Genomic DNA, 25976 nt, shown 5'->3' on the forward strand with positions numbered 1-25976 from the left:
TTTAAGGGTGTTTGAGGTAAAATTTATAATAACTTAGCAAATGGGTGGAAAGTTTTTAACCCTTATGAGGTAAGGCTTACAAGGCTTTTTTTGAATAACTTAGCAGACTTAGCAGACTTTTGGGGTGTGTTTTTAAATTCATCCTTGAAAAGGTGTGAATATATTGATAATAAAAACAAGCACGCAAACACCAGCCCCACCACCTAGATATAGCCATCAACAAAGATAGCACCAGTACCGACCGAACCGACCACCAGCACCGAACCGCTCCAGCATGGGCAAGCATACCAGCACCGAACAGCAGGCGTGAGCCGTGCTGGCTGGTATGTGATGGGGTAGGTTTAAAGTAAAAATCCCTTGTCTTTAGAGACCGCCACCCTAATACTTTTTTCGTGTGGGCAAAATTCCATAGGGGTATACCCACCACCGAAACCAGTCGGGGGGTGTGCAAAAAATGCCAAACACCACACCAGCGGACACCACACCCCGAGTCGTGTATAAAAAAATTCTGTTTTGAAAAAAACTTCCGAAAAGACGGAGAAAGTAGGGGCTGTAACAAAGTTACATAAAGTTACATAAAACCGCCCTGCTTTTCGCCAATTTTCGCACGCCATCAAAAGGGGTGATGACCCTACTAAAAATCGCAACCAAACACCCACAGGCGTTGTTATCGGTGTTGTAGAAATTCGCCTATTTGGAATGGTTAAAAAAAGAGCTTTGTGAGCATGATTTTTAGCCAAAAATGGGGGTTACTTTGAATTTTGTTGGTATTATTGTTGGTATTGAAAAAAAATTTAAAAAATAAATATAATAAAATCAATCATTTAAATTACCTGTTTGTAGTACGCCACTTTATAATCTAGGGCTATCCACAATCGTGCGACAGCCCTTGGTTTTATGGGTGGGGTAGCTTTTGAAAGATTTATTTTTCATCTTTATCCTCCCAACTTGCTAAGCGTTTAATCACTTGATAAAACAGCGTGCCTTTTTTGTAACTACCTTTTTTATTTTTGTCATTGACTGGCATATCGGTTAATAATTGCAATGCCTCATAAATATTGTCCACTGCATAAATGGCAAATTCCCCATTTTTGACAGCTGTGATTACATCATCGTTGAGCATCAGATTATTTAGGTTTGCTCTTGGGATAATGACTCCTTGTTTGCCTGTCAAGCCATGCTCTTGGCATACTTCAAAAAAACCGGTAATTTTGGCATTGACCCCACCTATTGCTTGAGCCTCCCCCAGTTGATTCATGGAGCCTGTGATGGCAAGCGATTGATTGATGGGGATATTTGCTAGGGCGGATAGTAATGCACAACACTCAGCAAGGGTGGCACTATCGCCGTCAATCTGCCCATAACTTTGTTCAAAAGCAAGACTTGCTGAAAAATTCATTTGCCCAAACTGGCTAAATACCGACCGCAAAAAACTGGTCATGATCATCATTCCCTTGGCGTGTAAACTACCACCCAGTTCCACATCTCGCTCAATGTCTAAGATTTCGCCTGTTCCAAACTTAGGGGCGATGACAGCGGTTAGGCGAGCTGGCATTCCAAACTCGCTATCAGCATAGCTAACCACAGTTAAAGCGTTAACTTGTCCAACTTTTGTCCCTGTGGTGCTAATGAGTTGCTGTCCATTTTTGATTTCTTGCCAATACAGCTCTTTTAGTAGCCCAAGCCTATCTTTTATGTCATTTAGGGTGCTTTTGATGTGTTTGTCGGTAATGACTTTTTGTTTGTCTAATAATGCGTTACGATGACTTTCTAGTAAAAGTTGGGTTAATCGGTCGCTATGTAAATCTAGTTTATATTGGTCATCGCAATATAATGATAAGATATCAATGAGTTTGGCATGGGCGGTATTATCAAATGGCAATAACTGATGTTTTTGACCAATGTCATTGATTTTAGCAATCATTTGACATTCGTGATCAACATTGCGTGCGACCATATCATTAAAATCGGCTCTAATTTTAAAAACGGCATTAAATTCAGGCTCAAATTCTAATAACTCATAATATAAATCTAGCTCTCCAAGCAAGATAACTTTAACTGATAATGGCACACTCATTGGTTCTAGTGATAAAGAACCTGTCAAGGTGAGCATTTGTTCTAGGCTAGACAATCTAATCTGTCCTGACTGCAAGGCACGCTTTAGCCCCTGCCATGCGTAAGGATGCTCCAATAAACTTAATGCTTCTAAAATCAAATACCCACCATTTGCCTGCATTAATGCACCTGCTCGTATCATGGATACATCGCTATATGCTGTGCCAAGCTCGGTGGTGTACTCAATATGTCCAAGTAGATTAAGATGTGTAGGAAGCTCCTCAAATACAATCGGTGCTCCGCTATCTGGTGTGTGTGATACTAAGACATTAATGCTGTATTTGGCAGGGGTATTAGAGCCACTAAATTCCCCTTCTTTATCTACAATCTCCAAAGAATACATAACCATATCGGCTAGCGTATTTTTTAGGTGGGTTAAAACTTTGTTTTTTTCATTTTTATCTTTAATGATGCCTTGATATTTGCTCAGTAATGGTTCAAATAATGGTATTAATAATTTATTGGCAAGGCTTTCGTTTAGAGCGTCAATTTTATCATTGGTGGTGTTTTCTAGCTCATCTAGGGTAAAATTAAGATTGATGAGTTTTTTGTGTAGTTTATTTTGAGCCTTATCATCTATGGGTTTTTGATGGTCTAGTGGGGCGAAGGCAGGAGTTTTTTCATCATGTAAAATGGCGGAAGTTAATACGATGTTAAAAGGTGCAGCAAGGATATTAAATTCACGAATGAGTGCTTTTTCTTGCTCTTGAGATTGCTCTTTTAGAGTGGCAAGCTGTTTTTGATAATTAAGGCTGTTGAATTTTTGGTAAAGTTTTTTTTGGCAGGCTTGCCAAAGTTTGTTGATGTCGTGATGTAATGTCTTGCCAAGCCCTGTGGGAAGCTGTATGGCAATAGGTAGGCGTGGATTGTCAAAATTATGCACAAATACAAGGTCACATGGGGTCGGTTCGTTTTTGGCTCGTTCACGCAAAAGGCGAGTGATGAGTGTGCGTTTGCCTAGCCCATTCTCGCCCACAGCAAAGATATGATAACCACTGGCTTTAATATCAAGAGCAGTCCGTATGGCTTTGACGGCACGATTCTGTCCAAAATAAGGGTCAAAGACAGGGGGTGTGTCTGGCAGGGTTTGGGGGTTGGTGGTGTGAGTAAGAGCGGTGTGAGGTAAGTGGTAGGGGTATTGATTGGTCATTGGTGCTATTATCTAATCCAAAAAAGTATATTTTAACAGATAATCCTGCGACAAAATAGGGACTTGATGAAATGGGCTAGCAATTGATTGTTATTCCCTGCACTACTGGCGAATATCAATCGCATTTTTTAGCGGTTGTTGTTTGGAATAATGGCAAAGTGGTACAATGATTGTTCATTTAATGTTAAAATAATCAAAAAAAGATTTATGATAATTCAGTTGGGTTTTTCGCTGTGTTGTTAGGCATGTTAATGATGTACTAAGGCTATAATTAACGCACATAAAGGGTAAGGTAAGTAAATATAGGTGTTTTACCTACTGCCTTATTGGGCGAATTGGCGGTCGTTATAGAGACATCAAGGCATGAAAAATTTGCCCTTGTTCGTCAATCGATGGCATAAAACCTGTTTAAAAATTAAAAATTTGATAAACTTCACCTTTTACCACAACCATTTAATGATGTCATGAACAATACCTACCATAAAATATTTAACCATGCTGATGGCTTTATTGCAGAATTGCAGCAAAGTGCCAAGGCTCTTAACTTGACTTTTAGTCAGACACAACTCCATCAGCTTTTGGCATACTTGGATAATTTATTGCTTTGGACGAAGGTGTACAACCTGACCGCCATCACCGTACCAAAAGAAGCCTTTATTAAGCATATATTAGACTGTTTGGCAATCATTGCCGGCTTGCCATTTGCCGACAAATCAGATGTCAGTGTGCTAGATATTGGCACAGGGGCAGGCTTACCAGCGGTAATCATTGCCATCATGCGACCTGATTGGCAGGTTGTTGCACTTGATAGTAATGGCAAAAAAGTGCGTTTTATCCGTCAGATGGCAGGTGAGCTGGGGCTTGATAATATCACGCCTGTGGCAAGGCGTATTGAAGATTTTGAAGGTGTGTTTGATGTTATTACTTCTCGAGCCTTTGCCAGTCTTGATGACTTTACACAGCTTGCCAATCCCTATCTAAAGGTGGGCGGTGTTTTATATGCCATGAAAGGCAAGATGCCAACCGATGATGAGGTGGCACGCTTGGTTGATTGGCAGGTTCAGATTGAGCCCATCAGTGTGCCACAGATGAGCGATGAGCGGTGTGTGGTGTATCTAAGCAGGGTATAATACCAAGTCATTTTAAAGTTGCATCATATCAAAAATTAAACAGCATCAGCTTAATAATACAACAGGTAGATTTTAAGGTATCGTATGGAAATTATCGCAATTGCCAATCAAAAAGGCGGAGTGGGTAAAACCACTACGGCGGTCAATTTGGCAGCGGCATTGTCCGTGATTGGTAAATACAAAGTATTGCTCATTGACTTAGACCCGCAAGGCAATGCCACTACAGGGGCAGGGCTTGATAAGAATGAGTTGGAGGCGAGTATTGTTGATGTGTTGCTTGATGGTGTAAAACTACATAAAGTCATACAAAAAAATGCACCAGCAGGCTTTGATGTCGTGGGATCAAACCGTGATTTGGCAGGTATTGATGTATCGCTTGCTGATGTGGAAGATGCACCGTTTTTATTAAAAAAAGCCTTTAAAGCCGCTAAAAAAAGTGGAAAATTTGGCTATGATTATGTGATTATGGACTGTGCTCCAAGCCTTAGCATGCTGACGATTAACGCCTTTGCTGTCGCTAAGAATGTCATCATTCCCATGCAGTGTGAGTATTATGCTCTTGAGGGTGTGGTGGATTTGATTGACACCATCAAACGACTTAAAGATATCAATCCTGATTTGAAGGTGCGTGGTGTGGTTCGCACCATGTATGATGGGCGAAATACGCTTGCTCAAGATGTTTCTGTAGAACTTGAAAATTATTTTGGTGAGCTTTTATATAAAACGGCAATCCCAAGAAGCGTGCGTCTTGCTGAAGCACCAAGTTTTGGACAGTCAATTTTTGGCTACGAAAAGTCGTCAAAAGGGGCAATCGCTTATCATCATCTGATGAATGAAGTGGTGGAGCAGACACAAGAACCTGAACGGTTCCAAGCTAAAGTACGAGCCCAGTTTGACTGGTAAATGACAAACAGCCAAAAACTGTGCTAGAATATCAACTTTGGGCTGATTTTAGTAGTGGCATCGTAGGCGTGCCATGTGGTTTGACTTGGAAAATAGCATGAAAAAACGCGGACTTAGTACAGGGCGTGGATTAGATGTCCTGATGGGCAAGATTAAGCAAGAACGGCAGATTATTGAATCTGCACCTACTACAGCCACGCCTAATCAAGAGCAAGTTACGGATAAAGTAGATTTTAGCTTGCTTGATGATGAGACGAAGGGCAAATCCGCTGGTTTGAATAAAATCAAAAAATCCAAGAAAAAAGCCAAGGCTAAAAAAAGTGGCATAACCGATGATATTGAGCGAGTCGCCTTAATTCAAATCAACCCTGCTTGTTTGCAATCAGGCAAATATCAGCCACGCCAAAAGATGAACGAAGAGACGCTAAGCGAGCTTACCAATTCTATTCGTCAACATGGTATCATGCAGCCCATTGTCATTCGTCCATTGTTGGCAGGTGAGCAAAAAAAGCAGGGCGTTACCCATGAGATTATTGCAGGCGAACGCCGGTGGCGAGCTTCAAAAATGGCAGGGCTTGATAGCATTCCTGCCATTGAGCGGGTGCTGTCTGATGAGGTGGCGATTGCTTTAGCACTGATTGAAAATATTCAGCGTGAAGACCTAAATGTCCTAGAGCAAGCCGCTGCTTTACAGAGATTTCATACCGAATTTGGCATGAGCCATGCAATGATTGCTGATGTGGTCGGCAAAGCTCGTGCTACTGTATCTAATTTACTGCGATTGAACAACCTGCACGACACAGTCAAAGAATATATGCAAGAAGGTCTGCTTGATATGGGTCATGCACGCACTTTATTGTCATTGTCTGCCAAACAACAGCCCATCATCGCCAAAAAAATTATTGATGCTAAGATGACGGTTCGTGATGCTGAAAGATTAGTCAAATCCATCTTAAACCCAGAGCCTGCTAAGCCTGCCAATGCTGATAATCATGAGATTATCCTACTCAATCAAAAGCTGTCTGAGGTATTAGGGGCAATGGTCAAACTCAAACAAAGCAAAAATGGTGGTGGTAGCGTGGAAATATTTTTCCATGACGATGATGAATTACAAGGATTATTAACCCATTTTGGCTTACAGTAATTGTCATCTTATGCCACTGCCTTAATCGGTCGCCTGCGACTTTTTTATGTTCTTGTCTGGTTGGCTTGGGTCAGCTGAGTTAATAAATTTATCCCAAGCCAGTTGGTCAACCCTACCTAAATCCATCGCCTAATCAAGCAAACATACCATGAATACTGCCTTAGAAAAATCCGCTAAACCGCAAGTTTTTGAGCGTGCTGATAAGTTTGCCATCTTTGTCCGACTGATGTCGTATCTAAAACCATATTGGTGGGCATTTGTTTTGGTGGTGATTGGTTTTGCCATTGGTGCGGGTAGTGAGGTGGCGAGTGCCAAGCTTTTTGAATACATTATTGAGGCGATTAATAACAACGATAATGTACGCAAGTTTTGGTTTCCGTTTTTGGTAATTTTATTGTTTGTATTTCGTGGGGTTGGGGCATTTTTGGGTGGTTATTATGCAGCGGTAATGGCAAGGAGTTTGGTATATAGTCTGCGAGTGGAAGTATTTAAAAAGCTACTCAAGCTACCTGCTGATTTTTATCTAAAAAACCCTGTTGGTACAATTTCTTCTAAACTCATCTTTGATGTGGAACAGGTAACTGCGGCCACCACCGAATCCATCACAACGCTATTAAAAGATGGTCTAACAGTTATTGCTTTGTTTGGCTTTTTATTTTATACCAATTGGCGACTTACGCTGGTGTTAATGGTGATTGTTCCGCCGATTTTTTGGTTGATTAAGCAAGTCTCTAGGCGTTTTGCTACTTTATCTATAGACATTCAAGATACGATGAGTGCAGTCAGCCACATCACCAATGAAGCCATTACAGGTTATCAGGTGGTCAAAAACTATGGCGGTCAGGCTTATGAATCTAAGCGATTTGAGAAGGCTTCTTTAGAAAACTTAAATAAGGGGCTAAAAATCACCATTTTAGCTGCCATTAACACACCGCTTATCCAGTTACTCATGGCGGTGGGTATGTGCTTTGTTATCTGGCTATCCTTGCGTCCACAAGTGTTGGGTGATACCAGTGCAGGTGAGTTTGCATCATACTTAGTAGCAGCAGGACTATTGGCTCGCCCTGTCAAGGCTTTGACTGATGTCAACCAAAAACTTCAGAGGGGTATTGCTGCAGGACTGTCTATCTTTGAATTATTAGATACTCCAGAAGAGCATGATGCAGGGTTATTAACCCCTGCCATTGTGGGTGATATAGATTTTTGTGATGTTAATTTAACTTATGACAGTGGTACGCAGGCGATTAAAAACTTAAATCTATCTATTAAGGCAGGTGAGACGGTGGCGGTTGTGGGGCGGTCAGGTTCTGGCAAAACCACACTGGTGAATTTACTGACTCGTACGCTTAGTCCTACAAGTGGTCAGGTTTTGATAGATGGCATACCCATTGACGAGATTAAGCTGTCTGTTTTGCGCGAGCAGGTTGCGACAGTCAATCAGCAAGTTACGCTATTTTTGGACAGTATCGCTCACAACATTGCTTATGGCTTGCTCGCTGATAAGCCACTTGATGACATAGTGCAGGCGAGTAAAGATGCTTATGCTCATGATTTTATTATGGCACTGCCTAACGGCTACGACAGTTTTATTGGTGCCGATGGTCTTCAGCTCTCTGGTGGTCAGCGTCAACGACTTTCTATCGCACGGGCTTTATTAAAAGATGCTCCGATTCTTATTTTAGATGAAGCGACATCTGCTTTGGATAACGAATCTGAATACTACATCCAAAAGGCACTGCAGACAGTCATGGCAGGGCGGACAACTCTGGTCATTGCCCATCGCTTATCTACCATTGCCAATGCTGACCGCATTGTTGTCATGGATAATGGGCAGATTGTGGAGATGGGTACGCATGATGAGCTGTTTGCTAAAGGTGGTATGTATCGCACCATGTATGAACGCACCTTTGATGAGCAAATAAGCGAAGTGAATCAGGGCGGTCTGGCATGAAAAAAGCCGAACTTCTTATCACGCAGGCGTGGCAGACTCAGTCCCCATGGTTAAATACTCTTGCCCCCCTGTCGTCATTGTATGGCGTGGTGGGTCGTGTGCGTAAGTCCTTGTATGATAATCATACACTTACCAAATATCACGCCCCAATTCCTGTGATGGTGATTGGGAATATCACAGTAGGCGGTAGTGGTAAGACTCCACTGATTATCGCACTTGTGCGTTATTTGCAACAAAAAGGCATAAAGGTGGGTGTGATTAGTCGTGGCTATGGGCGAGAATCTAAGAATCCCACCCTTGTGCAAAAAAACAGCACCCCTAAAGAGGTGGGCGATGAACCATGTTTGATTGTGAATGAAACCTTTGTGCCGATGGTGGTGGGGGCAAATCGTGGACAGGCGATTGACTTACTGATGGAAAGTTATCCTGATTTACAGCTGATTATCAGTGATGATGGCTTACAGCATTATGCCTTACACCGTGATGTGGAATGGATTGTGGTTGATGGCATGCGTGGGTTTGGTAATGGCAAACTCTTTCCACAGGGATTTTTGCGTGAACCGCTTGACCGACTGACAGGAGCGACCATTATCTATCATGATAGCCGAGCCGAGCGGTATGCTGACGATGCTCTACTCATGCACCTAATCTCTGGTCGTCCCATACCACTATTGGCGAGCGATACATCTTTAATGCCCCAAAAAATCTATGCTGTGAGTGGTATTGGTTATCCTGTACGATTTTTTAAAACCTTGTCAGATTTGGGTTTTGAAGTGGTAGAGAAGCCATTTGGTGACCATCACGCCTTTGATATTGATGACCTGTTGGATTTGACTGATTTACCGATTATCACCACCACCAAAGACGCTGTCAAACTGCGTGAACTTGCCAAAGATATCCCCCATGCTATTTTTGATAATATCTGGGTGTTGCCTGTGCAAATGGTGCTATCGGAGAGTGTCTATCGGCAGATGGATGCGGTATTGGATAGATTTGATATTGCATGATTATGATAAAAGGTGGCTTTTAAATCAAAAGTTGTACGCATTTTTATCAAGAGCTGTCATCATAAGTTATCCTTATAAAAAAATACACTGTCTTAAAAACAACGCCCAATTCAATTCATCAAATCTTTTAAAAGATAGCCGTAATACACATGATCAAAAGTTGTTTTAAACAAAATCTAACATGACTTTAAGGAGTTATTCGTGCAAGCCAATCCAAAAACCCATATTGTCATTCCTGCTCGCTATCAATCGACTCGCCTGCCTGCCAAACCTTTACTAGAAATCCATGGTAGACCAATGATTTTGTGGACGGTGGATAAAGCGGTGAAGGCGACTTTTGCTGATAGCGTGTGTGTGGCGACTGATGATGAGCGGATTTATCAAGTGTGTCAAGATGCAGGCGTACCTGTTGTGATGACAGGTGAGCACGCATCAGGCACGGACAGATTAAGCGAGGTGGCAGAGCTTTTGGGTCTGGCAGATGATGACATTGTGGTGAATATGCAAGGTGATGAACCGCTTGTTCCACCTTTACTCTTAGAGCAAACCAAAAATCTTTTATTAAAAAATCCTGATTGTATGATGGCAACTTTGTGCGAGGTCATTGATAATCTTGAGAATTTTTATAAAAATTCAGTGGTTAAAGTGGTTAAGGCGGGTAATCAAGCCTTGTATTTTAGTCGCAGTCCCATTCCGTACGATAGAGATGGTAGTTTGACAGGTGAGCTTGGCAATGTGCCAAAAAACGCCTATCGCCATTTGGGGTTGTATGCCTATCGTGTCAGACTGCTAAAAGAATTTAGCGGATGGGAGCAAGGCAAACTTGAAAAGTTAGAAAGTCTAGAGCAGTTGCGTATTTTAGAAAATGGGGGGCGAATTGCCATTGATGTTGCCAAAGTTGCCCTGCCATTAGGGGTTGATACAAAAGAGGATTTGGACAGGTTAAATGCGATGGCGGTAGATGAGCTTTTGAAGTTTTAAGGAGTGGGGTAATGATGTTTGACTTTAAGAGTGTGATATTAAGATTTCATCAAGAAACCTATATGGATGTCATCTCATGAATGAGCAGGAACAGCTACCTTATTTTACCCCATTACTTGCTTGGCAAAAACAGGCTTGGGAACAAGCTACTCGCCAGTTTTATGATGGTAAACTGCCACACGGACTTTTAGCAAGTGGTATGGCAGGCATTGGTAAGCGTGCATTTGTCTGGCGATTTATGGCATGGCTACTTTGTCAAAATAAGCATGAAAGTGGGGCGTGCGGGCTATGTGAGAGCTGTACTTGGCTTGTTGCTGGTACGCACCCTGATTTGATGGTGCTTCCATCAGGGAGCTTGCCAACAAGTGAGGAGGTGGATGGAGCTTCTATTAAGATTGATGAGGTGCGAGACTTACAAGAGTATAGCCATATCAAAGGTCAAGGTGTGAGACTTATTGTACTTGACCATGCAGAAAGCCTGTCAGTGGGGGCGGCTAATGCCCTGCTTAAAACCTTAGAAGAACCACGAGCTGGCGTACATTTAATGTTAATTAGCGACAATCCTGCCAGATTGCTACCCACCATCAAAAGCCGTGTGCAAAATCTGCCATTAAATCGTATTGATTATGGACAGGCATTGGAGTTTGTAACTGATGAATTGGGTGATGAATCACTCTCACGCTTATGTCTGGATTTGGCAGATGGGGCGGTGTTAAAGGCGGTAAAATTGCCACAGACGGCATGGTTTAATCAACGGACGCTTTGGTTAAAAACTTGGCTTGCTCTTAGAAGTGGAACAAGAACGCCCATTGCAGCAAGTGATTATTGGCAGGGTGTGATGGGTTTTGGTGATTTTGTGGCGCTGACACGACTGATGCTAAATGACTTAGTGCGATTAGGCTTGGGTTTGGACAGTCGCCACACTGATATTGATGTTCAAGCCTTGATGAGTCAGCAGGTGTTAAACTTGCCTGCAATAGAGGTGTTTTTAGCCAGTCTTGATGAGATGATGGTGGCTGTGGGGCAAAATGTGCAAGAAAAGATGGCATATGATACACTGTGTTGTCGGTTGGTGGGGTTGTGATGTTAGAAATTTTATATCAAGATGACGAGTTGGTTGTTGTCAATAAGCCTGCCGGCATGCTTGTGCATCGCTCTTGGTTGGATAAACATGAGACCGTCTTTGTGATGACAACTTTGCGTGATATGTTGGGGCAGTATGTTTATCCTGTGCACCGCCTAGATCGCCCAACATCGGGGGTGTTACTGTTTGCCAAATCTAGCGAGACGGCACGAGTGCTATCGGCACAGTTTGAGACTCATACAGTGGATAAATCCTACTTAGCGGTGGTGCGTGGTCATCTGACGGGTAACGGACGGATTGACTATCCCTTAAAGGTGCGACTGGATAAAATTGCTGATAAATTTGCTAAGATGGATAAAGTCGCAGAGGTGGCAATCACAGATTATGAATGTTTGGCAACCACTCAGATGCCCTTTGTTTCTACGCCACGCTACTCAACTTCTCGCTATTCACTCATGAAACTTTCTCCCATTACGGGGCGTAAGCATCAGCTAAGACGGCACATGACTCACCTATTTCACCCCATTGTGGGCGATACTACGCATGGCGATACCGCCCAAAATCGTGCGGTGGCAGCATTTACTGGCGTATCACGGTTGTTGCTTCACGCTCATCGTTTGGCATTTGATGACATGAGGGGAAATAGGGTAGAAGTGGTCGCTCCACTTGATGATGGATTTGGTAGGGTACTAGTGGATTTTGGGTGGAATTGCCCTTAATAAAAACAAAAATTCATAATAATGATAATTTTTTAACAAAAAATAACCTAATAAACTCTCATGAACCGCTTTAATTCATGAGTGCTGATACCCATTTATGGTAATAAGTAATCATCTTGTATCGCACAGGTATGTATCAAGTGATGACGATGGTGCAATGATAATAATAAAATTTCAAATATCAAACATAACATAATTTTTAGTTCAGCAATTAGAATAATAGCCAATAAATCCATGAATCATATCCGTATCGAAGAAAAATTATCCATTCTTGCCGATGCTGCCAAATATGATGTCTCATGCTCATCAAGTGGTGGCAATCGTAAAAATCAAGGTGGCTTGGGAAATGCTTCAAAGTCAGGTATTTGCCACAGCTATACAGAAGATGGGCGATGTGTGTCTTTATTAAAAATTTTGTTCACTAATTACTGCATATATGACTGTGCCTACTGCACTTCTAGGCGTAGCCATGACACCCCTAGAGCTGCTTTTACGGTGGAGGAGGTTGTAGATTTAACCATGCAGTTTTATCGGCGAAATTATATCGAAGGGCTATTTTTAAGTTCTGGTATTTTTAAGAGTGCGGATTATACAATGGAGCGGTTGGTGCGTGTCGCCAAGACTTTGCGTACCGAGCATGGCTTTCATGGATATATTCATTTAAAGACCATTCCAGGGGCATCTGATGAATTGATGAAAGAGGCTGGGTTGTATGCCGATAGATTGTCAGTGAATATGGAAATCCCCACCAAGTCAGGCTTGGCATTGCTTGCTCCTGAAAAAAACCATGACGACATGAAAGCACCCATGCAAACCGTCCAAGAACAAATCGTACAGTTCAAGGATTCACGCAAGGTACATAAACATGCCCCAAAATTCACCCCAGCAGGGCAGTCCACACAGTTCATCATCGGAGCAACAGGCGAGACAGACCATCAAATCATCCGACTATCAAGCCATTTTTATCAAAAATATGATTTAAAACGAGTGTACTACTCAGGTTATGTACCGATGCTTGCTGATGACAGATTGCCTGCTGTCAATACGCCTGTACCATTGGTTCGGGAAAATCGTCTGTATCAGGCAGATTGGCTCATGCGATTTTATGGCTTTGAGGCAGATGAGATTGTTGATGCCGGTCAGCCTTTTTTGGATTTACAATTTGACCCAAAGCTGGCATGGGCAATTCGTCATCGTGAACACTTCCCTGTCAATATCCAAACAGCACCCTATCAGATGGTTGTGCGTGTGCCAGGCATTGGGGTGTGTACCGCCAAAAAAATCATTAAGGCTCGTAAGTTTACTTCGCTTACCCTTGAACATCTCAAACAAATGGGAGCGTCGGTCAATCGTGCCAGATATTTTGTGGCATTAAATACGCCCAATCCTTATTTAAACGAACTGACTCGTGAGAATTTTCGAGAGATTCTGATGGGGCAGACCACCACAAAATTTGGTGAACAGCGTACTGGGCAGTTGTCTTTATTTTAAGGTGTGGCTGTGGTTGATTTGTTCGGTGATGATGGCGTAGCGTTGGTCTTTGATGGGAGTTTTGAGGGTTGGCTGTCGGTGGTGTTTTATGCTTATGAGCATAGATTGATTGGGCGACATATTACTGTTGTTGCAAAGCATGATGAGATACCCCATCTTTTTTTGACCACGCTACAAGTACCAAGAGATGAAAAGAAAGCTTTGCGTGTACTGGATAAAATTCGGCAAATTTTAGATTTAAGGCAAGTGATTTGGGCATTTTTATCAGAAGATGCGACAATCTACACACATCTTTTATCAGTGGTAGTGCATCAGCTTGACCATCCCAACAAAAATGTCATGCAAAATTATGCTCACCCAGATGTCTTGGCGGTTCATCAGTGCATCAAGAAAGTTGGGCGGGAGAGGCATCGTATGCAAGCATTCGTACGATTTGAATGTACGGATAATGATGTGTATTTTGCTAAGGTTAATCCTGATTTTAATGTCTTGCCGTTAATTGGGGATTTTTTTGCTAAACGGTTTGCTGATCAAAGCTGGCTAATCTTTGATGTGGTGAGAGGCTATGGGATATTTTATGACCACACCAATCCTAAGGCAGGTGTGCGTGAGGTGGTAGATATTGATCAAAGGCTTTTAGACGATTCAAGCACCATTCATGGCGAAAAAGAGCCAATTTACCAAAGGTTATGGCAGGCATATTTTCGCCATGTTACCATCAAAGAGCGTATCAACACCAAGCACCACATCGCCCAAATGCCACGCCGTTATTGGCAGTATCTTACCGAGAAAAAAGGGTTTTGACTACAACCATCCGGCACGGCGGAATTTAGAGTAAAGATAAATACAGATGAGTAAAATCGCCCCAATGACGATAAAATAACCATATTGCCAAGTCAATTCAGGCATGAACTTAAAGTTCATGCCATAGATGCCTGCCACTGCTGTTGGTACGGCAGCGATACCCGCCCATGCAGCAAGTTTACGCACGACATCGTTCTGTCCCATGGTTACCATCGTGGTATAGGTATTCATGGCGACAGAGAGCATTTCATTTAATCCGTTTACCGCATCAAGTGAGCGTAGTAGGTGGTCGTTGACATCACGAAAATAGGGCTGAGCAGCAACAGGGAATGCTGAGATAAGTTCGTTTTTTTTGTGATTGATAAAAAAGTTGCAGACATCTTGCACGGGCAAAATGACCGCACGCATATGGACGAGCTGAGATTTTAATTCGTATAAACTTTTTAGTGTTTCTCGGCTAAATTCTGATGAAAAAATATTTCTTTCTTGTTCACGCAAATAATTCCCCAGTCGGTCAGTGATTGGTAAATAATTATCAACAATGAAGTCTAAGATGGCGTGCAAGACGAAAATCGGTCCTAATCTTAGGCGTTCTGGGCGGCGATGATAATGCTCACGCACAGGTGCGTAAGAGTTGGAAGCACCACGGCGAATACTAATGATGAAATTTTTTCCCATAAATATGGCTGTTGTGCCATAGCGGATTTGATTGTCCTCAAGTTTTGCGGTACGCACCACCACAAAAATCATATCATGACCATAGCTTTCAACCTTTGGGCGTTGGTGTTCAGCAAGGGCGTCTTCTAAGGCAAGTTCGTGTAAGTCAAAGGCATCTTTGACTTCTTGAACGGTCTCAATGCTAGGATCATACAGACCAAGCCAGATGAATTGATTGTTGTTGGTTAAGGCACGGCTGACATCATCAATGTGCAACTGCTCTATGGGCTCGCCTGTTTTTCTAGAATAAGAATAGCAGACAATGGTTTCATTATCGCCAGAGTCTTCTAGGTCTTCAAAGCGATCGGCATCTGGGTCGTACACCGTCATGATTTCGATGGTGTCTTCATCGGTGGCATCAGCATCGCCATAGATGTAGCTGTCTTGGCTGTCTAATGACAACTCTTCATCATACTCTTCGGTCAGTTCATCATCGGTTGGTGTAGTAGGGTGTCTTGATGGTTCATTTGGTGCATTGAGATACTCTTCAATGGTATCGCATTTGGGGGTGTTCATATCGTCCGTGTGGTGCTTATTCGGCATGGCTACTCCCCTTGGTGTAAAATAATGTGATGCAAATCGGCGTATTATAGCAATATTTACGCCACTTTTCATCATAAATTAACGAATTGGTAATGATGATTAAAGGTGGGTATTGTATAAATACCATAGAATTACCCAGTGGTTGATTGGGCTGTATGTTTAGAAAGATTCTAAAAAATCGTTGTTTGAGTGATACTTTGTTAAAATAATTTATAATTTAGCCTAGTCGTATTAGTAATTTAATGATAAACTAAGGAGGAAAAAACCAATCAAAATCCTAATGGTCTTTTTATAAGCGTAGGGTGTTTTTTCTAGCAAGTGATGACTTGCTATTTTTATTTATTCATCCATCACTAATGAATAGGGGTTTGTTGTGCCGACCTGCACGATGGCGACTAGCCTACAGCGTACTGATGCCAAAAACTGGCTTTTGCCAGATGGCGTGGTAGATGTATTATTTAAAGATGCTCAAAAACAAGAAAGTCTGCGAGATGCACTACTATTTGTTCTAACTGCCAATGGTTATCAGTTGGTTTCACCGCCTTTGATTGAATATACCGAGACTTTGCTTGGTGGTGCTGATGAGGATTTAAAGCGTCAGACTTTCAAGATGGTGGATCAGCTCACAGGTCGCATGATGGGCGTGCGAGCGGATATTACACCACAGATTACTCGTATTGACGCACAGCATGGCGATGGAGTGAGTCGTTACTGCTATATTGGTCAGGTGGTTAAGACGCTGCCTAATGGACTGTTTGGACTGCGTACACCACTTCAGCTAGGGGCGGAGATTTTTGGGATAAGCCATGTCAATGCCGAGATGGCACTCATTGATCTATTGGTGGCATTGACCGATGAGATTGGCATGAGCCGTGATAATCTGCATATTGATGTTGGTCATGTGGTGATTTTTGATGCGTTATGCACGCTACATCATACCGAAGAGTCGGTCATTGATACGCTTATGTCGTTGTATATCAAAAAAGATTTGCCCGAACTTGAGACATTGTGCCTATCTATTGAAGGTGGGGCAGATTTTTTGGTGCTTGCTCAGCACACGCTTGCCCAAGATGCCATACCTGATGCAAACAATCTATTGTCAAAATTATCCAAAAAGGCTCAAGATAGCACGCCGATTGTTGAAGCGGCGACTGAGATTGCCACTTTGTCATCGCACATCAAAGCACTGGGCATGAGCGTTAGTGTTGATATTACTGAGCTGTCTGGTTATCACTACCATACAGGACTTGTGTTTAATGTTTATTTGAATCGTTCGGTCATCGCACAGACACAACCTTTGGTGCGTGGTGGGCGTTTTTGTGCACGAGCAGGGCGACAGGCAACAGGTTTTAGTATGGATATGAATCGCCTGCTTGAATATGTTGAACTACAAGAAGATACTGTGATTGTAGTGGATTATGATGATTTGTGCCGTGCCGATAATGACCAAAAAGACGACCTAGACAAACAAATTGCTACACTTCAAGATGAGGGCTGTATCGTTATCAAGCCACTATCCTTTGATGACAAACCGCAAATGATTGATGGCGTATTACACCTTGATGATGGAGTGTGGGTGGTACAGTTGGTTGGTAATGACTAGTGGCTTGATGGCACCGATTGAATAATTTTTTATTATTGCTATGATTGGCGATACAACAGAATTAAAATGATTGTTAACTGAGGAAGAAAGATTATGGGTAAAAATGTCGTAGTATTGGGTAGCCAATGGGGCGATGAAGGCAAGGGTAAGATTGTTGACCTTTTGACCGAAAAAGCAACAGCAGTCTCACGCTATCAAGGTGGTCATAATGCAGGTCATACATTGGTTGTTGGTGGCGAGAAGACTGTACTTCACTTAATCCCGTCTGGCATCTTGCGTGAGGGGGTTACTTGTTTTATTGGTAACGGTGTTGTGCTTGCCCCTGATGCATTGTTAAAAGAGATGAACGGCTTGATTGAAAAAGGCGTGCCTGTGCGTGAGCGTCTGCGTATCTCGCCTGCTTGCCCACTCATCATGCCATATCATACCGCACTAGACCAAGCTCGTGAGCTAAAGCGTGGCGATGCCAAAATCGGCACAACAGGTCGTGGCATCGGCCCTGCTTATGAAGACAGAGTGGCTCGCCGTGCCTTAAAAGTGGCTGACCTATTTAGAGCGGATTTGCCCCAAAAGCTAGAAGCACTGTTAGAATATCATAACTTTTCCTTAACTCAATATTATCAGGTGGAGGCCATCGATTATGATGCAACGCTTGAGCTGTGCAAAGTGTGGGCAGATGAACTTAGGGATTTGGTTGTTGATGTGACTGATGAACTAGAAAAACGCCGTAATGCTGGTGAAAACTTAATGTTTGAGGGAGCACAAGGCACGCTACTTGACATTGATCATGGTACTTACCCATTTGTTACCAGCTCAAATACGACAGCAGGCGGTGTAGCGACAGGTACAGGCTTAGGCCCTTTGTATTTTGATTATGTGCTTGGCATTACCAAGGCATATACCACTCGTGTGGGTTCAGGTCCTTTCCCAACCGAGCTATTTGATGAAGTGGGTGTGCACCTAGCAAAAGTAGGTCATGAGTTTGGTGCGACCACAGGTCGTGCTCGCCGATGCGGTTGGTTTGATGCAGTCAGCCTGCGTCGTGCGGTGGTGCTAAACTCAATGTCGGGCATCTGCTTAACCAAGCTAGATGTGTTAGATGGTCTTGATGAGATTAAGATTGCTGCTAAATACCGTGTGCCAGAGAGTGAATGTGCAGGGGCTTATGATGCAGAGTTCTATGAGAAAGTTGAGCCTGTGTATGAAACTTTAGCAGGCTGGAGCGAATCAACCATTGGAATTACCAAGTTTGAAGATTTACCAGAGAATGCCAAGATTTATATCAAGCGTATTGAAGAGTTGGTTGGTTGTCCTGTAGATATCATCTCAACAGGTCCTGACCGTGCGGAGACGATTGTGCTAAGAGACCCTTATGACGCATAATTGCCTTTTTTAACCATACCAATAATAAAAAACACATCTTAATGGTGTGTTTTTTATTATTGGTATGGTTAATGAGTATGGCGGTTATTGTTGTAGTTGGTTCATGCCTGCCCAATGGCGACTAAACTGATAAGCAATGCGACCAGAACGACCGCCACGAGTGCTTGCCCACTTTAGGGCTTCTTGCTGTGCCACCTCGTCAAATGCCAAGCCATGTTTGGTAAGATAGTTTGCAACAATGTTTAAATAGGTGTCTTGATTCATTGGATAAAATGATAGCCATAGACCAAATCTATCTGATAATGAGACGGTCTCATCAATGGTCTCGTAGGGATTAACCTCATCAGTCTGACCGTTGTAGATATTGATGTTGTCTTTCATCATCTGTGGCAGTAGGTGGCGGCGATTGCTGGTGGCGTACACAAGCAGTCTTTCTTGTTCACTATCTAAAGCACCATCAAGTACACTTTTTAGGGTGCGGTAGTTTTCATCTTGAGTATTAAATGCCAAATCATCACAGTACACGATGTAGTGGTTGGTATTGTCTGCTTGTTGTGATGTTTTGATGGCTTGACGGATTTGATCCAGATGTACCAAATCATCACGAGCTACTTCGATGACTCGCAGTCCTGCACTATGATAGCGTTTGAGTAGAGCTCGCACCAATGATGATTTACCTGCTCCACGAGAGCCTGTCATTAACACATGATTGGCAGGCAGCCCTGATAGAAACTGGCGTGTGTTGGTAATTAGCTTGTCTTTTTGGGTCTCAATGCCCATAAGGTCATCTAAGTCCACTCCAAAAACCACATCAAGTGGTATTAATTGCCCATGCTTGCTACCAACCCAACGATAAGCTAAAATATTTGGATCAATGACGATGGGCGAGTTGGTATGCTGAGTTAAAAACTGGGTTAATAGTGAACTTAGTGGTTCAGGTAAGGTTAGTATATTCATGTTTATCCAAGTCTTTTAACAGCTGAACTAAAATTGATGGGGTTTAATAATGAAATCATGGTATTTAGGGATTAAAGAGTATATGCAAAGACAAAAGATGCAATCTGACAAAGTGCAACAACAAGTTAAAATACTATCTGAGCAATTACTAAGTGTACATTTAAAATATGTAGAAATCATGATATTGAAATCTATCTTAATGGCACAAATATTAAATATATAATTAAACCATTTGCATTTCAGATACCGGCAGATGGTAGTACTACTTATCTGGTTTTTAAACACAAAAGAGCTGGTGGTATACTACCATTTTATTGTTCAACTGGTAAACAAAATACGATATTGTATCATGGTTTGCGTGAAGCAGTTGATTCTATCAGGGGGCAATTAGATAATCATCAAAGAGTACAGTTTTGCCAAAGTATTCTTTAAGGAATACGCTATATATTGTCAATTTTATGAACTACATGACTAAAAGCATAAAAACGCTATCAAAACAAGTTGATGGCGTTTTTATAATTATAATTGGCGAGTAGCGAAAGTGTCGCACTGCTTAATGTCGCCAGACTCAAAACCACGATAGAACCAACGCTGACGCTGTTTGCTTGTGCCATGTGTAAAACTATCTGGTACGGCGTGCCCATGTGATTTGTGTTGTAAATAGTCATCGCCGATTTTTTCGGCGGCATCTAAAGCTTCCTCAATGTCGCCTTTTTGTAGAAATTGCGTGCGTTCATGATTATGTCTTGCCCACAGCCCAGCAAAACAGTCTGCTTGTAGTTCTTGGCGTACTGACAGATTATTGGCGGTTGCTTGATCTGTTTGACTTTGAGCTTGGCGTACTTGATTTGATATGCCCAGTAAGGTTTGTACATGATGACCGACCTCATGGGCAATGACATAAGCCTGAGCGAAATCAGCTGCTTGGTCTTTTTGGCTAAGCTCGGTGGCGTTTTTCTCGCCAGAGATGCCCATTTGTGTACGCATTGCTTTAAAAAAGCTGGTATCTAAATAGACTTTTTGATCGGCAGGGCAATAAAAAGGACCGCTGGCTGAAGTTGCAGAACCGCAAGCAGACTGGACCGTGCCACTAAACATGACAAGTTTGGGCGGTTGATAAGTACCACCAAGCTGATTAAAAATCGGTATCCAGACATCTTCGGTATCCGCCAAGACGGTGGCAACGAAAGCACGAGTCTCAGCTTGTTCAGCGGTTTCTTGGGTGGGGGCTTGGGTGATTTGGCTGTTTTGAGTGATTTGTTCGGTAATGCCCAAGGTGGTCTCTGGACTGATACCAAAAATTTTCCAAACAATGAGTGCTAAAATCAAGCCAATAATACTCACACCACCGACTTTTCGTGTACTACCACGGCGGTCTTCAATATTACTGCTTTGTCTGCGACCTTTCCACTGCATGATGTTTGACCTTAAAAATAAAATGAAATATAAGGTGCTTATTATAACGATTTTTTGTTGAAAATGGGGAAAATTCACCACCTGCCATGTGGTTTTTGCAAATCTGGATAAATATGATGACTTTGTGATATGATGGTGCGGTATTTACTACCTACTGATGAGTGGGTACTGTACGACTAAAATTGTTTTAGTGTGCATTGGTTAAGATAAAATTAGGATAATAAAATGAACAAATCGGTCAAGCATCAGCCTTTATCATGCGTCATGGTGGAACACAATCCCACAAATTCCCCCATCCGCCACAGCGTGATTTGGCTACATGGGCTTGGGGCAAGTGGTCATGACTTTGAACCTGTGGTGCCTGAGCTTGACTTAGGCGATTTATCAGTGCGTTTTGTATTTCCGCACGCACCACAAATCCCTGTAACGGTCAATGGTGGCTATGTGATGCCTGCTTGGTATGATATCATCGAGATGAGTTTGGATAGAAAGGTGGATATAGCACAGATTGAATCGTCTGCTCGTGCTATTGATGATTTGATTGAGCAAGAGATTAAAAAAGGTGTGCCTAGTCAAAATATCATCATTGCAGGCTTTTCGCAAGGTGGTGCGGTGGCGTATCACCATGCTTTTACCACACCATACCAGATTGCAGGCTTACTGGCGTTATCCACCTATTTTGCCACCAAAGACAGCATCAAAGATGCAGGTGTGAACGGCGATATTTTGGTAAAAATTGATCATGGTGATTATGATAATATTGTTCCAAAAATCTTAGGCGAGCAGGCAAAAAATTCGCTAGATAACTTGGGTCTAACCCCTGTTTTTAGCACCTATCCAATGACACATCAGGTGTGTTTGCCACAAATTAAGTCAATTGGTGCATGGATAAAAGAGATGTTTATGGTGTGTACTTAAAAGTCAGTGTTGCCCAATACAAGAAACCACCGAAGTTGAACTACACCCCAAGGGTTGGAGTTAGATATCTAAACTCTAACCTTTGGGGTGGTTTTTAATGGCAAAGCCTTCTGTTTGGGGTGGTACAATGATGTGCTAAATGTTTGGCAAGGTTTGCCAAACATACGGCTAGCGACCAACTCACTTAAGCCATACTCAACCAAGTTCACAGACAAGCCATCGTGATTGATAAAGAAAACCCAGTCAAAAGACTGGGTTTTGATCATTTACCACGATAGGTGATGCGACCTTTAGATAGGTCGTATGGGGTCATCTCAACCTTCACCTTATCGCCTGTTAAGATGCGAATGTAGTGCTTACGCATTTTACCAGAGATGTGGGCAATGATTTCATGTCCGTTATCTAGGCGGACTTTAAATAGAGTGTTTGGCAAGGTGTCAATTACCTCGCCTTCAAATTCGATGATGTCGTCTTTTTTTGCCATAAGTCAAATTAAGTTAAAAAATAAAGGGGTATTATAGCTGATATTTTCATGAAAAGCTAGGTTTTACCCTTGCTTTCTTAATGCGATGGTTGGTATCTGCTAGAGATGTGCAGTGCGGTCTGATGGGCTAGGCAAGCGATAAAATAACATGACTGGTCCATCTTTATATGACCTTATCTTTGGTTGATGTGAAAATCATCTAAAAGCCCAAGCCATAATGGTGTCAATGGTGCATTTGGTAGTAACTCCTGAAAGTGCTTGGGGTAGTAGGCATTGATGAAATACAGCCCATCAGCAGGGGCGGTTGGTGGGGCAAGACAGCGATTTTTGGCGTGAATCAATCGTGTAACATCATCTGCCTTAAGCTCGCCTTTGCCAATGGCAAACAGTACTCCCATGATGTTTCGCACCATGTGATGCAAGAAGCCATCAGCTTGTATATCTAGCACCAGATATGCTCCATGCTGAAATAGATGGGTATGACTGACTGTGCGTACAGGTTGATTGGATTGGCACTGTGCTGCTCTAAAGCTAGTAAAGTCATGCGTGCCGACCAAAAGTCTACTGGCTTTTATCATCTGATCTATATCAAGTGGCTCAAAAACATGGGTTACCTGATGACGCAAGATAGCAGGGCGGTAAGGCTGATTGAGTGTGATGTAGCGATAGCGACGAGCAATCGCCTTAAAGCGTGCGTGGAAATCGGACGGCATGGGGGTAATCCAGCGTAAGGCGATGTCATCAGGTAGCAGGGTGTTTACCCCACGCATCCAGTTGTACTCAGTACGGTTTGCAGTGGTGGTAAAGTGTGCAATCATATTGCCTGCATGAACGCCAGCATCGGTACGACCTGCAGCGATAACTTCTACAGTTTCGTTGGCGATGGTGGATATGGCGGATTCTAGGCGTGCTTGTACGCTGTCTACTTCTTGCTGTCTTTGCCAGCCACGATAATTTGTACCGATGAACTCAATGCCAATGGCATAAGTTTGCACCTGTTTTTGGGTAGGTTGTCCGACCAATACCGTTGGTGCAGTTTGTTTTAGATTGTCTGTCATGGTTGTAAAACCTGCCAAAGTGTCTGACCATAGATACCGGCAATGCTTTTATCGCTTGCCTCAACCCCATATTCATACTGCCAAGCCCCCGATGCGTAGTCGGCGGTCGTGCCACCAAAAGCACACATGGTGGTGCAGATGATTCGGATATTTTGCTGAGTAAGTTTTACTATTTGGTCAATTAGTGTGGGTGATGATGGCACATTGCCTGCACCAAAGCCGATTAAAATGACTGACTTGGTATTACCGCTTAGATGCCTTAGTTGATGTTCTAAGTTGGCAACATCATTGGGGAGACAGTATATGGCAGTGATGTGCGTATGCTTGGCGTTGGCGATTAGCTTTGGCAGGTGAGCCAATCTGTCATCAAGCACTGACTGTATGCTGAATGGTTTCTGATTAAAAACCGTTTGGTCGGTTTTTTTATTATTTACCAATTTGCCAATAAATGCATCGTGATTTTGGCTATTTAACTTTTGGGTGTCAAGGGCATACATGAGCTTGTGATAAAATTGCACAAATACCCCTGTGTGTTCGGTTGTAGCCATGATGCTTGCTGATAAATTTACCCAAGCATCTGAACTCTCATTGATGGTGTAGATGGGATTGTCAGCGATGAACAATGGTTGCATACTGCCTGTAATAATCAGGCTAATGTCTTTAAAATCACTAAAGGCATTGGCTAAAAATGCCGCCAAAAAACTTAGGCTGTCTGTGCCTGTAATTAGTACAAAACGCCGACCACCGACCGCATAAGCCTGCAAGATTAAGCTGTATAAATGCACAAAATCACTTGGAGTGAGTGTACTACTGTCTTTGATGAGTAAATTGGGTAAAATATCAATGGTGATGTCTGGTAATTTATCGGAGAATTGTGTTTTTAAAATTGGCAAAAATTCGTCCGCAGGCAAGGGCGATAATGGTGTGCCATGACTACCAAAAGTTCCGCCAGCATAGATGATGTGGGTGGTGTGATTCATGATGGTTTTGATAAGACAACAAAGCTAAAATCATGCATATCATAACATAAAAAGCACGCTAAAATAGCATGCTTTTTTGTATTCTTTACAAGGATTAAATGCGACCTTGAATGATGGCGAGCATACGACGAAGTGGCTCAGCAGCACCCCACAATAGCTGGTCGCCTACGGTGAATGCTGTTAGGTACTCACCACCCATATTCATTTTACGCAAACGACCAACCGCTACATTTAGTGTGCCAGTAACTGCTACAGGGGTTAGGCGTTCCATGCTAGCAGTTTTGTCGTTTTCAACCACATCAAGCCAAGGATTATCGCTTTCACGCAAGGCTTGTTCGATTTGTTCTAGTGGAATGTCTTGGGTTAGTTTGATGGTTAGGGCTTGGCTATGGCAACGCATCGCACCGATACGCACACAGATGCCGTCAATATTGATGAGTTCATTACCTGATTTTCCTAGGATTTTGTTGGTTTCGGCTTGACCTTTCCACTCTTCACGAGATTGACCATTATCAAGCTGACTATCAATATAAGGAATTAGGCTACCTGCTAAGACTGCACCAAAGTTTTGTTTTGGAAAGTCGTCCGAACGCTGAGTGGTAGCAATGGTGCGGTCGATGTCCAAAATGGCAGAAGCAGGGTTGGCAAGCTCGTCAGCAACACTATCACGCAGTACACCCATACCTGTGATTAACTCACGCATATTGGCGGCACCTGCACCAGAGGCGGCTTGATAAGTCATGGCAGACACCCATTCAACCCATCCACGGCGGAAAAGTTCACCAATTGCCATGAGCATCAGGCTCACTGTGCAGTTGCCACCAATGAAATCTTTTTGACCGTTGGCTAGAGCTTGATCAATCACATCACGATTCACAGGATCTAAGATGATGACTGCATCATCGTCCATGCGTAGAGAGCTTGCTGCGTCAATCCAGTAGCCACGCCAACCGCTTTGGCGTAGGGCAGGGTGAATGGCTTTGGTGTAGTCGCCACCTTGACAGGTAATGATGGCATCGCATTTGGCAAGTTCGTTAATGTCGTTAGCGTCTTTTAGTGTACCTGCATCAACCCCGAAGTTCGGTGCTTGACCACCGGCGTTGCTGGTTGAAAAAAATACAGGTGTGATATGCTCAAAATCACCCTCTTGAGTCATGCGAGACATCAGCACAGAACCTACCATGCCACGCCAACCCACTAAGCCTACGACTAATTTTTCTGCCATTGCATTTACCTTTAATGGAGTGTGATTATTAGCCTAAGCCGACCAATCATCACACTGGTTAAGTTGTTAAAAATAAGCCTATAACTATGCACTTTTATTCATAAAAAATCAAGTGCTTTTTGTGATTTTTATGAATAAAGTTATCTGTCGGCGATTTCTTACATTTTGTGGCGGTAATGGCTGATGGTATGTCTGCATGTATCGTTTTATAAT

The 25976-nt window shown here is 42.7% G+C and carries 22 protein-coding genes; 13 read left to right on the top strand and 9 right to left on the bottom strand.

The features are described 5' to 3' along the window. Nucleotides 1-76: 76 nt before the first annotated feature. Both ACERC6_RS02965 and ACERC6_RS02970 read right to left on the bottom strand, forming a co-directional pair. Nucleotides 77-451, bottom strand: coding sequence for a hypothetical protein (locus ACERC6_RS02965; RefSeq protein WP_373628711.1), 375 nt, complete (start codon nucleotides 449-451; stop codon nucleotides 77-79). Nucleotides 452-922: 471 nt separating this feature from the next. Next, on the bottom strand, nucleotides 923-3265 hold the full coding sequence (locus tag ACERC6_RS02970) for an AAA family ATPase (protein WP_373628710.1): 2343 nt from the start codon (nucleotides 3263-3265) through the stop codon (nucleotides 923-925). Between the two features lie 464 nt (nucleotides 3266-3729). On the opposite strand from ACERC6_RS02970, the gene rsmG reads away from it, so the two are divergent. From rsmG to ACERC6_RS03020, 10 genes are all read left to right on the top strand, one after another. Further along, on the top strand, nucleotides 3730-4395 hold the full coding sequence (gene rsmG, locus ACERC6_RS02975) for a 16S rRNA (guanine(527)-N(7))-methyltransferase RsmG (protein ID WP_373628709.1): 666 nt from the start codon (nucleotides 3730-3732) through the stop codon (nucleotides 4393-4395). An 84-nt stretch (nucleotides 4396-4479) separates the two neighbouring features. Then, a complete protein-coding gene (locus ACERC6_RS02980) occupies nucleotides 4480-5298 on the top strand; it encodes a ParA family protein (protein ID WP_373628708.1) in 819 nt (272 codons plus the stop codon). A 97-nt stretch (nucleotides 5299-5395) separates the two neighbouring features. Beyond that, complete coding sequence (locus tag ACERC6_RS02985) at nucleotides 5396-6442, top strand: ParB/RepB/Spo0J family partition protein (protein ID WP_373628707.1); 1047 nt, start codon at nucleotides 5396-5398, stop codon at nucleotides 6440-6442. Between the two features lie 148 nt (nucleotides 6443-6590). Then, nucleotides 6591-8393: a lipid A export permease/ATP-binding protein MsbA gene (gene msbA, locus ACERC6_RS02990; RefSeq protein WP_373628706.1), complete on the top strand. Its 1803-nt coding sequence runs from the start codon at nucleotides 6591-6593 to the stop codon at nucleotides 8391-8393. After that, the gene (gene lpxK, locus ACERC6_RS02995; RefSeq protein WP_373628705.1) at nucleotides 8390-9400 is read left to right on the top strand and encodes a tetraacyldisaccharide 4'-kinase; all 1011 of its coding nucleotides are present in this window, start codon (nucleotides 8390-8392) and stop codon (nucleotides 9398-9400) included. Before msbA ends, lpxK begins: the two co-directional genes overlap by 4 nt. 201 nt (nucleotides 9401-9601) lie before the next feature. Further along, nucleotides 9602-10381 carry a 3-deoxy-manno-octulosonate cytidylyltransferase gene (gene kdsB / locus ACERC6_RS03000; RefSeq protein ID WP_373628704.1) on the top strand — a complete coding sequence of 260 codons (780 nt, stop codon included), beginning with the start codon at nucleotides 9602-9604 and terminating at the stop codon, nucleotides 10379-10381. Between the two features lie 76 nt (nucleotides 10382-10457). Continuing rightward, nucleotides 10458-11465 (top strand): DNA polymerase III subunit delta', encoded by a 1008-nt coding sequence (locus ACERC6_RS03005; RefSeq protein WP_373628703.1) that lies wholly within the window; start codon nucleotides 10458-10460, stop codon nucleotides 11463-11465. Beyond that, entirely contained in the window at nucleotides 11465-12184 is a 720-nt protein-coding gene (gene truC, locus ACERC6_RS03010; protein ID WP_373628701.1) for a tRNA pseudouridine(65) synthase TruC, read from the top strand. The genes ACERC6_RS03005 and truC overlap by 1 nt, the downstream gene beginning before the upstream one ends. Nucleotides 12185-12418: 234 nt before the next feature. Continuing rightward, nucleotides 12419-13675, top strand: coding sequence for a putative DNA modification/repair radical SAM protein (locus ACERC6_RS03015; protein WP_373628700.1), 1257 nt, complete (start codon nucleotides 12419-12421; stop codon nucleotides 13673-13675). A 9-nt stretch (nucleotides 13676-13684) separates the two neighbouring features. Next, complete coding sequence (locus tag ACERC6_RS03020; RefSeq protein WP_373628699.1) at nucleotides 13685-14479, top strand: TIGR03915 family putative DNA repair protein; 795 nt, start codon at nucleotides 13685-13687, stop codon at nucleotides 14477-14479. On the opposite strand, the gene corA is transcribed toward ACERC6_RS03020, so the two are convergent. Beyond that, entirely contained in the window at nucleotides 14480-15739 is a 1260-nt protein-coding gene (gene corA, locus ACERC6_RS03025; protein WP_373628698.1) for a magnesium/cobalt transporter CorA, read from the bottom strand. Nucleotides 15740-16112: 373 nt separating this feature from the next. Between corA and ACERC6_RS03030 the strand changes: the two genes are divergently transcribed. Continuing rightward, the gene (locus ACERC6_RS03030; protein ID WP_373628697.1) at nucleotides 16113-17342 is read left to right on the top strand and encodes an ATP phosphoribosyltransferase regulatory subunit; all 1230 of its coding nucleotides are present in this window, start codon (nucleotides 16113-16115) and stop codon (nucleotides 17340-17342) included. A 93-nt stretch (nucleotides 17343-17435) separates the two neighbouring features. Then, nucleotides 17436-18725, top strand: coding sequence for an adenylosuccinate synthase (locus tag ACERC6_RS03035; protein ID WP_373628696.1), 1290 nt, complete (start codon nucleotides 17436-17438; stop codon nucleotides 18723-18725). A gap of 84 nt (nucleotides 18726-18809) precedes the next feature. Here ACERC6_RS03035 and ACERC6_RS03040 read toward each other — a convergent pair whose 3' ends face one another. Both ACERC6_RS03040 and ACERC6_RS03045 read right to left on the bottom strand, forming a co-directional pair. Beyond that, complete coding sequence (locus ACERC6_RS03040) at nucleotides 18810-19682, bottom strand: ATP-binding protein (RefSeq protein ID WP_373628695.1); 873 nt, start codon at nucleotides 19680-19682, stop codon at nucleotides 18810-18812. A gap of 519 nt (nucleotides 19683-20201) precedes the next feature. After that, on the bottom strand, nucleotides 20202-21098 hold the full coding sequence (locus ACERC6_RS03045) for a neutral zinc metallopeptidase (protein ID WP_284672941.1): 897 nt from the start codon (nucleotides 21096-21098) through the stop codon (nucleotides 20202-20204). A 225-nt stretch (nucleotides 21099-21323) separates the two neighbouring features. Between ACERC6_RS03045 and ACERC6_RS03050 the strand changes: the two genes are divergently transcribed. Then, nucleotides 21324-22016, top strand: a complete 693-nt coding sequence (locus tag ACERC6_RS03050) for an alpha/beta hydrolase (RefSeq protein WP_373628694.1) — start codon at nucleotides 21324-21326, stop codon at nucleotides 22014-22016. A gap of 262 nt (nucleotides 22017-22278) precedes the next feature. Here ACERC6_RS03050 and infA read toward each other — a convergent pair whose 3' ends face one another. From infA to asd, 4 genes are all read right to left on the bottom strand, one after another. Further along, nucleotides 22279-22500, bottom strand: a complete 222-nt coding sequence (gene infA, locus ACERC6_RS03055; protein WP_029102801.1) for a translation initiation factor IF-1 — start codon at nucleotides 22498-22500, stop codon at nucleotides 22279-22281. A gap of 173 nt (nucleotides 22501-22673) precedes the next feature. Beyond that, on the bottom strand, nucleotides 22674-23558 hold the full coding sequence (truA, locus tag ACERC6_RS03060) for a tRNA pseudouridine(38-40) synthase TruA (RefSeq protein ID WP_373628693.1): 885 nt from the start codon (nucleotides 23556-23558) through the stop codon (nucleotides 22674-22676). Then, nucleotides 23555-24538, bottom strand: coding sequence for an asparaginase domain-containing protein (locus ACERC6_RS03065; RefSeq protein WP_373628692.1), 984 nt, complete (start codon nucleotides 24536-24538; stop codon nucleotides 23555-23557). Before ACERC6_RS03065 ends, truA begins: the two co-directional genes overlap by 4 nt. A gap of 94 nt (nucleotides 24539-24632) precedes the next feature. After that, nucleotides 24633-25763 (bottom strand): aspartate-semialdehyde dehydrogenase, encoded by a 1131-nt coding sequence (gene asd, locus ACERC6_RS03070; RefSeq protein WP_373628691.1) that lies wholly within the window; start codon nucleotides 25761-25763, stop codon nucleotides 24633-24635. Nucleotides 25764-25976 lie beyond the last annotated feature (213 nt).

This window comes from Moraxella sp. E33BD (assembly GCF_041807865.1).
Classification (GTDB): domain Bacteria; phylum Pseudomonadota; class Gammaproteobacteria; order Pseudomonadales; family Moraxellaceae; genus Moraxella; species Moraxella haemolytica.

Bases quoted from the DNA above. Each gene is read 5' to 3' on its own strand.
- ACERC6_RS02970 (WP_373628710.1), bottom strand. From the start codon at position 3,265: ATGACCAATCAATACCCCTACCACTTACCTCACACCGCTCTTACTCAC.
- rsmG (WP_373628709.1), top strand. From the start codon at position 3,730: ATGAACAATACCTACCATAAAATATTTAACCATGCTGATGGCTTTATT.
- ACERC6_RS02980 (WP_373628708.1), top strand. From the start codon at position 4,480: ATGGAAATTATCGCAATTGCCAATCAAAAAGGCGGAGTGGGTAAAACC.
- ACERC6_RS02985 (WP_373628707.1), top strand. From the start codon at position 5,396: ATGAAAAAACGCGGACTTAGTACAGGGCGTGGATTAGATGTCCTGATG.
- msbA (WP_373628706.1), top strand. From the start codon at position 6,591: ATGAATACTGCCTTAGAAAAATCCGCTAAACCGCAAGTTTTTGAGCGT.
- lpxK (WP_373628705.1), top strand. From the start codon at position 8,390: ATGAAAAAAGCCGAACTTCTTATCACGCAGGCGTGGCAGACTCAGTCC.
- ACERC6_RS03005 (WP_373628703.1), top strand. From the start codon at position 10,458: ATGAATGAGCAGGAACAGCTACCTTATTTTACCCCATTACTTGCTTGG.
- truC (WP_373628701.1), top strand. From the start codon at position 11,465: ATGTTAGAAATTTTATATCAAGATGACGAGTTGGTTGTTGTCAATAAG.
- ACERC6_RS03015 (WP_373628700.1), top strand. From the start codon at position 12,419: ATGAATCATATCCGTATCGAAGAAAAATTATCCATTCTTGCCGATGCT.
- corA (WP_373628698.1), bottom strand. From the start codon at position 15,739: ATGCCGAATAAGCACCACACGGACGATATGAACACCCCCAAATGCGAT.
- ACERC6_RS03035 (WP_373628696.1), top strand. From the start codon at position 17,436: ATGGGTAAAAATGTCGTAGTATTGGGTAGCCAATGGGGCGATGAAGGC.
- ACERC6_RS03040 (WP_373628695.1), bottom strand. From the start codon at position 19,682: ATGAATATACTAACCTTACCTGAACCACTAAGTTCACTATTAACCCAG.
- ACERC6_RS03045 (WP_284672941.1), bottom strand. From the start codon at position 21,098: ATGCAGTGGAAAGGTCGCAGACAAAGCAGTAATATTGAAGACCGCCGT.
- ACERC6_RS03050 (WP_373628694.1), top strand. From the start codon at position 21,324: ATGAACAAATCGGTCAAGCATCAGCCTTTATCATGCGTCATGGTGGAA.
- infA (WP_029102801.1), bottom strand. From the start codon at position 22,500: ATGGCAAAAAAAGACGACATCATCGAATTTGAAGGCGAGGTAATTGAC.
- truA (WP_373628693.1), bottom strand. From the start codon at position 23,558: ATGACAGACAATCTAAAACAAACTGCACCAACGGTATTGGTCGGACAA.
- ACERC6_RS03065 (WP_373628692.1), bottom strand. From the start codon at position 24,538: ATGAATCACACCACCCACATCATCTATGCTGGCGGAACTTTTGGTAGT.
- asd (WP_373628691.1), bottom strand. From the start codon at position 25,763: ATGGCAGAAAAATTAGTCGTAGGCTTAGTGGGTTGGCGTGGCATGGTA.